The sequence below is a fragment of the Vibrio sinus genome, assembly GCF_023634645.1.
GTDB classification, from domain to species: domain Bacteria; phylum Pseudomonadota; class Gammaproteobacteria; order Enterobacterales; family Vibrionaceae; genus Vibrio; species Vibrio sinus.
Map to the genome: position 1 here is coordinate 14695 of NZ_JAMKMR010000005.1, position 12811 is coordinate 27505.

Genomic DNA, 12811 nt, shown 5'->3' on the forward strand with positions numbered 1-12811 from the left:
GGGATGTGGTATGAAAAAAAAAGCGCTCTTTGCCAGTTTAGCTATCTTCATTTTGGTCGTTTTGCTATTAGCGGGTTGGGGATATCTGCATTATATTTTACCCAACAAAAATGGAGATATTTCAACTAACGCTGTCACTGCTAAGACTCAGGTCGTCACCGATAAATGGGGCATACCGCATATCGAAGCCCAAAACCCGCATGACGCTTATTTTGCCTTAGGGTACACCATGGCCCAAGATCGGCTGTTTCAAATGGATTTGCAAAGACGTGTTGCCCAAGGTGAATTATCGGAGATCTTGGGGCCTTCAGCACTGAAAGTCGACAAGATGTTTCGCACTCTATTGATAAAGCAACAAGCCCAGTTATATCTCGCCAAACATCGCCAGTCAGATAGCAAGGCGCTGAGTTTTCTTGACGCATTTTTGCAAGGGGTCAATTATTACATCGCCCATGAGCCAGCCCCCATTGAATATACCCTGTTAAATGTGGAGCCTCGTCCTTTTACCAGGCTTGACTCAATTGCTGCTATCGGATACGTCGCTTACACCTTTGCTCAAGGGCTTAAACGTGATTCTTTTTACAGCAAGCTGCAGGCACAAATCGGCGAAAAAGACATGAAGGTGCTGTTCCCCGACTATTTGAATGAAAACCACACCACCATTATGCAGCAGAATGTCGAACTTGAAGCCAACAATAAACCAAGTGACAAGCAAAGAAGGGTGGCTCTCCCTAGTCAACTTGCTTTGCTTAAGCAATCAATGGAAGACGTGGCGGAGCAGGCTAACCAGATCGTCCCTGCTATTACTGGCAGTAACTCGTGGGTGATTGGTCCTTCGCACAGTAAAAGTGGCAGTGCTCTTCTTGCTAATGATCCACATGTGAGTGTATCGAATCCGGGGACTTGGTACGAAGCGCAGCTGAGTTATCCGGGATACAATAGTTACGGCTACCACCTGCCTATTATGCCTTTTCCACTATTGGGCCAAAGTGATTCTAAAGCTTGGGCTTTAACCATGTTTGAGAATGATGACATGGACTTGTATGCCGAAGAGTTTAATCCTGACAATCCTAACTTGGTCAAATACAAAGGCAAATGGACTAAAATTAACTTCTATCAAGAGTCGATTAAGGTAAAAGGCGAAGAGCCGCAGCCTTTAATCATTCGCGTCACGCCACATGGGCCTATCGTGAGTGATTTTATCAAAGGGTACAAAGGCAAACCCATCTCATTATTTTGGACTTACCTTCATGTAGAAAACCCCGTATTAGATGTCTTGTATGGTATGAGTTACGCACAAAATATGGCGAAATTTAAGCAAGCTATCTCTAAACTCGCAGCACCCGGCTTAAATATTTCCTATATCGATAAACAAGGGAATATCGCGTGGTGGGCGGCGGCAAAATTGATAGATCGGCCAAAGCATGTAGACGGGAAGCAGATACTAAATGGAAGCTCAGGCAAAGATGACATATTAGGCTATTTACCGTTTTCAAGTAACCCTCATTTAGTTAACCCCAAATCCGGCATTATTGTGACCGCGAATAATTTGCCGACGGCTAAGCCCACTCCACCTATAGACTTGATTCCTGGCTACTACGCGCCATCAGACCGAGCGGCAAGAATTCATCAACTTTTAAGCCAGAAAAAACGATGGAGTCTTGAAGAGCTCAAATCGGTACAGACAGATATGACAGTGGTTGAAGCCGAAAAAATGTCACGTTTCATCGTTATGCAATTAAAACCTTTAGAAAGTCAACTCACTGGGACAGAGAAAAAGGCACTTCAAGTGTTATCTCAATGGGATGGGAAGTATACCTCAGCCTCTGTTGGCTCGAGCATCTTTGAGTTTACGACCTATCATGTATTGAAAGATTTATTGGCGACGAAACTCGATAAGGAAGAAATTCGTCGTTATATAAATTTGTCAGATCATTGGAGTTTTTTAAAGGCTTACTTAAAGCCGGGGCCGAATCGTCAAGCTACAGAGAGTGATTTTCTCAAGCAACCGAAACAGTCGGTGCTACTGCAAGGCTTTAAACAAGCTATTGAGGAGCTGACTGACAAGAAAGGAGAAAACATAGACGATTGGCAGTGGGGTAACATTCAATGGCTAGAGTTTTCCCACCCTTTGGGTAAGGTAAAACCACTTAACTTACTCTTTAATCTTGGCCCTTATCCGGCTCCATCTGGATATCCGGCAATCAATAAATTTAAGACTCGAAAGGGTAACCATGATTATCGAGTTGTGTCGATACCTTCAACTCGGCGTCTAGTCAGCTTTGCCAAAGATGAACCTTCATGGAGCATCTTACCCACTGGGAACTCAGGAAATTTCATGAGTAATCACTACTCAGATCAAACCGAGATGTTCTTACATAATCGTTATCGTGAGGTCTTAACCGACAAAACAAAAATCGATCAAAACACTGAGGCGACACTGATATTTAGTCCGAATTAGCCGAATGTTGGATTAAAGCAGATCAAACATGGTTTGGGTATAAACGTGGACACCATTCCGCCTCTTAAAATTGTTTGGGTATATAATTTTGTAAATGATCCGATAAGACAGAGAATGGGGCATGGAAAAGCGGTTGCTACGTGAGTTGGTTGGTGAGCATATTCTAGGTGTACTAGGCACTTATCCGCCTGGTAGAAATGGCATGGATGTGCATGTGTGTGGCGTTAATGTAGTGGAGGATACCAGACTGCATATCCGTATTCCTTACGGCCATCAGCTACTAGAAAACCAATTGGTTACCATTCATCTTGATAATCGTTCTGGCGACACTCACTATGATGAAGAACTCAGTATCTATCGTTTATCCTATAAAGGTGTGGTGACGTATAAAAGTGAATTTGAAGTGGTTGTAGAAGCGGAGGAGTATCAAGTGTTCCACGGCCGCCAATGTGAAAAAGAATATCACTCACCGATTTATGAGTTCCCTACAGACCATCGCCAGACACAAGTGATTGAGTATTCTCCCCTCACCAAAGTGCCTGTGCCGGATGTATTGTGCCACGATAATAAAGCGGGTGTGTTACTCACTTATGCGCAAAAGCAGCCGCATACAACGGTACTGGCTTACTTGTCGACTTACGATGATGATATTTTTTTCATTACCTTCCCAACGACGTTCAAATCTAATGTGTTAAAGAAAAACAATCAGTGCTACTTCGTTATCGATGGGCGAGCGACGACGCCTTTGGAATATACCATGGAATGGAACTACAACATTATTCGTGGAGAAGTGTATCTCGTGCCAAAAGATTCCCCTATGTTTGGCCACCTTCAGCAAGTATTCATTAGCAAGAACCCTTATGAGATTGAGTTCTTTAATCACCCTGAAGTAGAAATGTACCACTTGATCCCTGACCACATGCTTTCACCGTTAATGGCTTCATAGCGCTATATAAGGGACTTGAATTCGTAACTTGAAGTAATTCGGTCTTATAATGATTAATCTATCAATAACTGGCATTTGTCCTAGTATTAATATGGTTACTACTAATGCTAATCGTAGGATGACGTGGGGGATACAATGCCAACAATTGAAGGTAAAACGATTGATGAAGTTCAGGTAAGGCGAAACAAGGCAAAGGTACTGGCGAAAATTAATCAAAAACGAAACATGTCTCAAGGCTTTCGCTTGGTTAATGTACAGCAATATCAGAAAAAATTATTGGAGCTAAAACGTAAGCTTGAATCCCACGAATACCTGAATGAGGCAAACCGTCGGCAAGATGCGGTCATACTCGATATCATGTCGAATACGGGGAAAATTAATAATTACTTAGAGCAGGAAACCAGCCAAAAACTGCAAATGGGTAGCATGGACTTTCGTGCTCGAAATCAATTAGCCAATGCCCAATTAAAAAAGAAGCAACTCTTCTTAATGTTTATGGAGATCACCGAGGCCCAAGAAGAGCTTAAAGAGTTTTCAGTCACTGTTGCGTCAACAACCAATGGAACAGTAAAGCAGCCTCCCGGTGCTTATTTTGGGGTGAAAGACTTCCATGGAGCATTGGATAAAATTACCAATCGTAAACGCCACTATGATATTGGTGATCTTAAAGATGCCGCGCGTATGACCATCATATTTGAAACTTTGGATGACATGGTTGCCGCGAAAGCGTTAATTAGACTGACTGATGAATTCAAACAGTTACAACACCATCAATCGGCAATGAAAGACCGCTACGGGACCAGCACGGGTGATGATGCAAGATTCAATTGTGGGGCGACGGATGCTGGCTATAAAGATATAAAGTTTTTCTTAAAGATGAGTAATGGTCATATTGGTGAGCTGCAGCTGAACACTCGTAACATGATTGTTGCGAAAAAGAACGGACACATTATTTACGATATCCTGCGTGATGGCGGTTCGCTCGACCAACCTTTTACCATCACCAATCACGAAGTGCTTGCGAAAGTCCAGCGTAATATGAGTGAGAAGTGGTTTACCTTCATACGAGAAAGAGTGCCTAAAGCAAAACAAGATTTACCTTGCATCATCGCACTCGTGGAACGCATGAATAAAAACATGGCGAATGGCAATCCTTCTTTGGTCGTTTATTTAGAAGAGATTGATGCTTTGTCACGAGTTAGCTTGTGTATCTATGAACAAGGTGACAATGGGCGAGTACTGCTGGATTAGATAAAAAGGCACATCTTTTAATGTGCCTTGATGATGTAGGCTAGCACGTTGCTATTATTTCTAGAGTACGGCAGCAATACCTTTACATAGCGGCTGCATGTTTTCTTTGGTCATGCCTGCTACGCTGATGCGTCCGGAGCCAACGATATAGATGCCAAATTCATCTTTCAAACGTTGAACCTGATCTTTGCTCAAGCCTGAGAATGAAAACATCCCGTTTTGCTTTTCAATAAAACTAAAGTCCGCTGTTGCACCTTGCTCTTTTAAGGTGGCCACGAATAACTGGCGCATTTCGTGGATACGATCGCGCATTTCTGCGACTTCTGCTTCCCATTCAGCGCGCAATGTTTCGTCATTTAAAATATGGGTGACAATGGCACTCCCGTGAGCAGGAGGGTTTGAATAAATTGCGCGAATAATACTTTTGGCTTGAGAAAATGCCTTGCTGGACACTTCTTCTGATTCTGAAACCAAAGTAAACGCGCCGACCCGTTCGTTGTATAAGCCAAAGTTTTTAGAAAACGAGCTAGCGACTAAGATTTCTTTATTGTGTTGAGCAAAAATTCTCAGACCTTCCGCATCTTGTTCAACACCGTTGGCAAAGCCTTGATAGGCGAAATCGAATAACGGCAGCAAGCCTTTGTCAGAGACGAGTTTTGCCAGTGTTTGCCATTCTTGCTCGGTTGGATCAATACCAGTAGGGTTGTGGCAACAACCGTGTAAAAGAACAATATCACCTGCAGACGCGTTGTTCAGGTCAGCTATCATTGCGTCGAAATCTTTCGATTTCGTTTCGGCGTTGTAATAGGTGTATTGCTTTGTTTCCAAGCCTGCAGAAGTGAAGACGGCGACGTGGTTTGCCCAAGTTGGGTTGCTTATCCAAACTTTGACATCACCAAGCTGCCTTTTTACAAATTCCCCAGCGACTCGTAATGCCCCAGTACCGCCGGGTGCTTGTGCTGTTTTGGCTCGTTTTTGAGCGACAATGTCGGAATTTGCACCGAATAATAGTTTTTGTACGGCTAATCCATATTCCGCAGTACCTTCAATCGTAAGGTAAGACTTGGTTTTCTCGGTTTGCAGAATGACTTCTTCTGCTTTTTTTACCGTTTTTAGAACTGGTGTTTCACCGTCTTCATTTTTGTAAATGCCTACGCCCAGATTAATTTTACTGTCGCGTGAGTCTTTCTTAAACTCTTCGTTGAGTCCAAGGATGGGGTCTGCGGGGGCGGCAACGATTTTTTCAAACATATTCTGGGTCCATTTCGATTGAAGGGAGTGGTAATTTAACGATCTTTATACCTGCCAATCCATTGGGTGACAACCATCTAGTGCAATTAAAATGAATAAAAATTACCTAACGTAGCTAATTACACTTCAAAGCCATGTTTAATATAGCTAGGTTAAGGCACTCTATGCGATTTCTTCTTGAGGCACCTCATCTTGATGTCGGGCTGCAATATCAATAAAAGAAGTTTCAATAGCCAAAAAAGCGTTGACCACTTGTGGGTCGAAGTGGCTACCTGAACCTTCAAGAATGATACTTCGTGCTTTTTCGTGACTAAATGCGGGCTTATACACCCGCTTGGTAATGAGCGCATCGTAGACGTCAGCTAAAGCCATCAAACGTCCTGACAGTGGAATAGATTCGCCGGAGAGTTGATTTGGGTAGCCACTGCCATCCCACTTTTCGTGGTGGGTGAGGGAGATTTCTTTTGCCACACGTAAGAAAGAGCTGCTGCCTAATTGTCTTTCCGCAGTTGCCAACGCATCGGCCCCGATTTGCGGGTGCTGCTTCATTGTTTCAAATTCTTCTTTTGTCAATTTACCCGGTTTAAGCAGTACATTGTCGGGAACGCCGACTTTTCCGATATCATGCAGTGGCGCAGATTTGTGTAATAGCTCGATATATTGTGGAGTAAGTAAGGAGCGATACCTATCGAATTGACTCAGGTGCTCTGCAAGTGCTTTAACGTATTCTTGAGTTCGTAAAATATGCGCTCCTGTTTCATTGTCTCGTGACTCGGCAAGCGCAGAAAGGCTAACAATGGCAACATCTCGGGTTGTTTGCAACTCATCTTGGGTAGATTGAAGACTAGCGATCATTTCATTAGTCAACACTGCCATTGAGCCTAACTCATCATGGCTATATACGGGCAAGCGTTGCTGAATATCACCTTGTGTGACCTGCACAAGAGCATGTTCATGTTCTTGCAATACGTTTTTCATTAGTTTGCGCCACAAATACATGATGGATATGGCGTATCCCGAGAGAACGGCAGAGATATAAATGAACTCTTTGATGATACTAATGCTGCCTGAGCCATCGGCGATTCTGTCAGGATTCATCTCGAGCCACGCAAGATCTTTTATAGAGACCATCACTAAAATAACGGTTAAGGTGATAATTAACATCATCACTAAGGCGATCAATTGGTTGACCATAGACTGCCGTTCGCCCTGTAAAGAGCGAGTGATATGAGATGGATTGGCTGATGTTTTAAAATTTTTAAGCTTCGAACTGAGTTGAAGAAGTGTACCGGTAAAAAAGCCAAATAAGGTCATACCGAACACGACTTTGAGGTTGCTGTCTAACGGAAAGTGGTAGTGCAAGTTATAAAATAGCGCGAGTGGGATGCTGGCAAAAAAGTAAATAGTGGTATCTAACTGGGCAATTTTTTGCTCCGCTAATAGGGAGTGGTGGGACAACAAAAAGTGCCGAAAAAGAAACAGCAGGCCAAACGTGATAACAACATGAGCAAAAATTTGGCTAGCAGGTAAAGTGTCTAACATAGGGCAAACGGTACTACCATAAAACCCAAAAAATAGTGCCGCGAGTAGATACAGATTAAAGGTTAGCTTTGCGTTGTACTGTGTGTTGTCCATAAGCTCACTCTCTGTCCATGACCTGCAGATTGCACTATCCATTTGGTGTATATGCAACAGTGTCAATCTACTCAGGTATAGTGTAGACAAAGACCGACTTAAGTGAATTTCTATTTCACTCGTATTTTTGGCTCAACGTTTGATAGATGCTCGAAAGCACGTATGCATCACATGAGATAGTTATATCTCACATTAAATAAGGCCCAACTTTTAGCTTGATGATTTTTTATGAGCCCACTCATTAACATGTTTTAAAATGGCTTTAATTGCATGCTTCTTATGCGGTTTTTCACCTTGAGATACATCAATTTTTTCAAGGGGTTTAGCGCCTAATGCGTCTTCAGCAATATGCAGCCAATCGGGGTGCCAATAATACGGCTGCCCATGTGGAGAGGTCCAACTGTGGACACTGTTGCTTTCTCCATGATAATCAATGTGGGTTTCGTCAAAAAGTTTCATATTAGACTCCGTTTTAATATGTTATTTAAATTTTACCAGTATATAGCTGGATAGTATGTATAAAAAAGCCCTCGCTTAAGAGGGCTAGGATAACGTAGACACGATGTTCTAGAAGTTTGCACTTCTCGGTGTACGTGGGAACGGGATCACGTCACGTACGTTCGCCATACCAGTGACATAAGAGACTAGGCGCTCGAAGCCGAGACCAAAGCCAGCATGCGGCACTGTGCCATAGCGGCGTAGGTCGCGATACCAACCCATGTCTTCTGGCTCGATATTCATCTCACGCATTCTTGCATCAAGCACGTCTAAACGCTCTTCACGCTGTGAACCGCCGATGATTTCACCGATGCCCGGTGCTAATACATCCATGGCTGCCACTGTTTTACCGTCATCATTCAATCGCATATAGAATGCTTTGATGTCTTTCGGGTAGTTCTTAACGATAACAGGCGCTTTAAAGTGTTCTTCTGCTAGGAAACGTTCGTGCTCAGAAGACATATCGATTCCCCACTCAACCGGGAACTCAAATTCACGACCAGACTCTAGCAGTATCTCAATCGCATCGGTGTAATCTACTTGAGCAAAGTCAGAATCGACAAACTGTTCAAGACGAGTAATCGCTTCTTTGTTGATGCGCTGCGCGAAGAACTCTAAATCATCACGACGCTCTTCCAATACCGCTTTGAACACGTATTTCAGCATATCTTCAGAAAGCTTAGCGACATCATCAAGATCGGCAAACGCTACTTCTGGCTCAACCATCCAGAACTCGGCCAAATGGCGGCTCGTGTTAGAGTTTTCCGCGCGGAATGTTGGGCCAAATGTATAGACTTTGCTGAGTGCGCAGGCATAAGCCTCCGCGTTTAGCTGACCAGATACAGTAAGGAAGGTTTCTTTACCAAAAAAGTCTTCGTTGTAATCAACGTTACCTTTGTCATCAAGCGGTAGGTTCGCCATGTCCAGTGTTGATACGCGGAACATTTCACCTGCACCTTCAGCATCGGCGGCAGTGATAAGCGGCGCAGACATCCAAAAATACCCTTGTTCGTGGTAGAAACGATGAATGGCTTGAGACAGACAGTTACGAACACGAGCGACAGCACCAATTACGTTAGTACGTGGACGTAAATGGGCCACTTCACGCAAGTACTCAATAGAATGTCGAGTTTTTGCCATTGGGTAAGTGTCAGCGTCTTCTACCCAACCCACCACTTTGACTTGTGTCGCGGCGAGCTCGTAGTCTTGGCCCTTAGCAGGAGACTCTACGATCTGGCCAGTCACTTCAACAGAGCAGCCAGTGGTCAGCTTAAGCACTTCTTCTTCGTAATTATTTAAATTATTTGGGACCACGGCCTGAATCGGGTCGAAACAAGAGCCGTCGTAAATGGCAAGGAAAGAGATTCCAGCTTTGGAATCACGACGCGAGCGGATCCAGCCGCGGACAGTTACTTCACTGTCTACTGCTAGCTTACCGCTAAGTACGTCAGTTACAGGCGCGTAAGTCATAATTTATTATTTTCTCCATTAGGGATAAATGACTTTGTTGATATCCATTCTCTGGCTACAACAAAGAAGAAACATTTACTTATCGAAATCTGTCGATCAAGCCACATATTACCTGTCATATTGTGAGCTTCAACCTTTTATTTGCCTTAAGTGAAGAAATATAGCGAGATGAGCTAAATCTTCCGCTTTTGGCAGCATAGGGAAGGGGACTATGACAAAATTCGTTGAACATTTTGCGTCTTGTTCTCTATTGTTATGAATATGGATGGATAGAAACTAATATTAATTGTTAGAAAAGTTTCGCCTAAACTTGTCAGCATGAGGGATTTTCCTTAGTATTGCGTGTCTTTTTTTAAGCCTGAGTAAAATGATGAAAACAGAATTGTATAAAGAGTTTATGTTTGAGGCGGCACACCACCTTCCCAACGTACCGGAAGGGCATAAATGTGGACGCTTGCATGGGCACTCATTTCTGGTTCGCGTTTACGTTGAAGGAGAGATTGATCCTCATACGGGTTGGGTCATTGATTTTGCAGAAATTAAAGACGCGTTCAAACCTCTTTATGATCAATTGGACCACTATTACCTAAATGAAATAGAAGGGTTAGAGAACCCAACCAGCGAAGTCATTGCAAAGTGGATTTGGAAGCGATTAAAGCCAAGGCTACCATTGCTGAGCAAACTTGAGATCAAAGAGACCTGCACCGCTGGGTGTGTGTATCGTGGAGAGTAATTCCTTTCTTTAAGTAGATGCAGAGCATAGCTCAGTGGTTAGGCTCTGCTTATCGATTTCCCCTTTCCCTTAGTGTACTGATTGGATCTGTAGGTAGGGTCAGTACGATTGCTGCGTTTTTTTCGCTTTCTTATCAGCATCTCCTATTCTTAAATGAAATATGCACCATATTTAGCTTCTTTATAGAGCATGATTTCTTAAACCATGGACTCATTATTGCCCTATAACAGGCGCTAAATTGAGTTTCAGAGACATCACAAGGAAGTTAGGTGGAGAGCAACATATTTAATGTAGTAGAAATGCAAAACATTATGTGGGTGTTGTTTTCCGCAGGTAGTGTGTTTCTGATGCAGGCTGGATTTTGTTTTTTAGAAGCGGGTTCAGTTCGATCTAAAAACAGCATCAATGTTGCAGCGAAGAACTTTTGTGATTTCTGCATTGCATCTGCGTTGTTTTGGATTGTTGGCTTTTCAATTATGTATAGCCCGCCGGGCCAAGTTTTTCAGGACAACTATTTATTTCTGCAAGGCGTAACCGCGCCAACGCTGCTCGCTTTTTTCGTCTTTCAATTGGTATTTTGCGGCACCGCATCCACCATTATGTCTGGCGCTGTCTCTGAAAGGGCGAGCTTTTCAGCGTATTTGTACATAACGGTTTTCATTTCTACCATCATCTATCCACTATTTGGCCGTTGGGCTTGGAATGGAGCGATAGAAGGTCAGAGTTTGGGGTGGCTAAATCAGCAAGGGTTTGTCGATTTTGCTGGTGGAAGCGTAGTTCACTCGTTAGCAGGGTGGGCTTCTTTAGCCGCTGTGTTAGTTATTGGACCAAGGATTGGCCGTTTTGTAAAAGGTGCGCCAGCCATACAAGGGCATAATATTCCAATGGCGACGGTAGGCACCATCATTTTATGGTTTGGCTGGTTTGGATTTAATGCAGGGAGCACATTTAAAGTAGACGCTACCATACCTTTGATTCTTATTAATACGCTCATTGCCCCATGCTTCGGGGCCATTGCCATTCTTTTACTCAGTTTGATTCGAAATCGCAAACCCAACGTCCTTAGTGTTCTCAATGGTGCAATTGCTGGGTTAGTGAGCATTACGGCGTGCTGTAATTCGGTGACACCAATCCAAGCGGCGGTGATTGGCCTGTTAGGCGGCTTTTTATTTTTACTTGGTAGCAAAATGCTGGACTATTATCGGATTGATGATGTGGTCAAGGTCGTGCCGGTTCACGGCTTGTGCGGAGCTTGGGGGACGTTAAGCGTCGCATTATTTGGCAATTCCGACATACTCAATACTGGACTCAACTTTTCTAGTCAACTATCAGTTCAGGCTTTCGGTGTCTTAATCTGTTTTTTGTGGGCATTCGTACCCACTTATTTATTCTTGAAGTTATTGAGCCGTTTCATACCGTTACGAGTCAGCCTTGAAGATGAAATCAAAGGGCTAAATATTTCAGAACACAATGCGAATACTGAAGTCGTCGAACTTCTATCGGCGATGGATCAACATAAAAAAAAAGGTAACTTTGAATCTAGAGTACACGAAGAGCCACACACAGAAGTCGGCCAAATAGCGCGCGAGTATAATCGGGTACTGTCTATTGCCGAAGAAGAAATTTCACACCGGGTTAAAGTAAACGAGGAGTTGCAGCGCTCTTTTAAAACACTGCAAGACACTCAGGCACAGCTAATGGAGTCCGAGAAAATGGCGGCGTTAGGGGGGTTAGTTGCCGGAATCACCCATGAGGTGAAAACGCCTCTTGGAGTAAGCCTGACCGCGTCCACATTTATCGAAGACGAGCTAGATACCATTAAGACACTTTATGCTAAAGGTGAGTTGTCGGAAAAAGGCCTGGAAGATTTCATTGAAACCGTCAAAGAAGGCAGTGGCATTATTCAAATTAATCTAAAAAGAGCGACAGATCTGATTCAAAGTTTTAAAGAAGTCTCAGTTGATCAGGCCTCTGATAAATATCGACATTTTGATTTAAAACACTATATCGAAGAAATCATAATGAGCATACAACCGCAATTTCGTAAAACGCCTTACTCAATCAATTTCTTTTGTCCTGAACAAGTAAATATATATAGCCACCCGGGGGCGTTATCACAAATTGTGTCTAGTTTTTTGATGAACTCACTCAGGCATGGTTTTGAAGGTCGAGACGAAGGAGCCGTTGAAATCAAAGCGCTGTTTGTCGAAGGACAAGTTCGAATTGAATACAGTGATAATGGTGTGGGGATATCTCCAGCAAATTTAGCGCGAATTTTCGAGCCTTTTTATACAACGAAACACGGCAAAGGGGGCAGTGGCTTAGGGTTAAATATCGTTCATAATATCGCGACAAAAACCCTTGGTGGAACGATTGTCTGTGAGAGTGAGGAAGGCCAGTATACTCGGTTTATTGTCACTTTTCCCGTTGAGCTTTCCGATGCAAGTTTAGACTGAATATTATGCGCAATCAGAGGTATATGAACACATAAATTAGAGGGTCATGGCTATATTTGGTACAATGACGAGTTTTTTATGATGTCTAAGAGGAGATGACGGTTAATTTA

9 protein-coding genes are annotated in these 12811 nt (G+C 43.2%); 5 read left to right on the top strand and 4 right to left on the bottom strand.

The genetic code is table 11. The features are described from left to right. Nucleotides 1–10: 10 nt before the first annotated feature. From M9194_RS06860 to M9194_RS06870, 3 genes are all read left to right on the top strand, one after another. The gene (locus M9194_RS06860; protein WP_250611886.1) at nt 11–2461 is read left to right on the top strand and encodes a penicillin acylase family protein; all 2451 of its coding nucleotides are present in this window, start codon (nt 11–13) and stop codon (nt 2459–2461) included. 121 nt (nt 2462–2582) lie between these two features. Next, the gene (locus M9194_RS06865) at nt 2583–3407 is read left to right on the top strand and encodes a hypothetical protein (protein ID WP_250611887.1); all 825 of its coding nucleotides are present in this window, start codon (nt 2583–2585) and stop codon (nt 3405–3407) included. A gap of 135 nt (nt 3408–3542) precedes the next feature. Next, nucleotides 3543–4658, top strand: coding sequence for a hypothetical protein (locus M9194_RS06870; RefSeq protein ID WP_250611888.1), 1116 nt, complete (start codon nt 3543–3545; stop codon nt 4656–4658). Nucleotides 4659–4718: 60 nt separating this feature from the next. On the opposite strand, the gene M9194_RS06875 is transcribed toward M9194_RS06870, so the two are convergent. From M9194_RS06875 to asnS, 4 genes are all read right to left on the bottom strand, one after another. Beyond that, nucleotides 4719–5909: an amino acid aminotransferase gene (locus M9194_RS06875; protein WP_250611889.1), complete on the bottom strand. Its 1191-nt coding sequence runs from the start codon at nt 5907–5909 to the stop codon at nt 4719–4721. A gap of 162 nt (nt 5910–6071) precedes the next feature. After that, complete coding sequence (locus M9194_RS06880; protein WP_250611890.1) at nt 6072–7544, bottom strand: HD-GYP domain-containing protein; 1473 nt, start codon at nt 7542–7544, stop codon at nt 6072–6074. Between the two features lie 210 nt (nt 7545–7754). Beyond that, a complete protein-coding gene (locus tag M9194_RS06885; protein WP_250611891.1) occupies nt 7755–8003 on the bottom strand; it encodes a hypothetical protein in 249 nt (82 codons plus the stop codon). A gap of 108 nt (nt 8004–8111) precedes the next feature. Then, on the bottom strand, nt 8112–9512 hold the full coding sequence (gene asnS, locus M9194_RS06890) for an asparagine--tRNA ligase (RefSeq protein WP_250611892.1): 1401 nt from the start codon (nt 9510–9512) through the stop codon (nt 8112–8114). 370 nt (nt 9513–9882) lie between these two features. Between asnS and queD the strand changes: the two genes are divergently transcribed. Next, nucleotides 9883–10245, top strand: coding sequence for a 6-carboxytetrahydropterin synthase QueD (gene queD / locus M9194_RS06895; protein ID WP_250612088.1), 363 nt, complete (start codon nt 9883–9885; stop codon nt 10243–10245). A gap of 269 nt (nt 10246–10514) precedes the next feature. Beyond that, a complete protein-coding gene (amt, locus tag M9194_RS06900; protein WP_250611893.1) occupies nt 10515–12701 on the top strand; it encodes an ammonium transporter in 2187 nt (728 codons plus the stop codon). Nucleotides 12702–12811 lie beyond the last annotated feature (110 nt).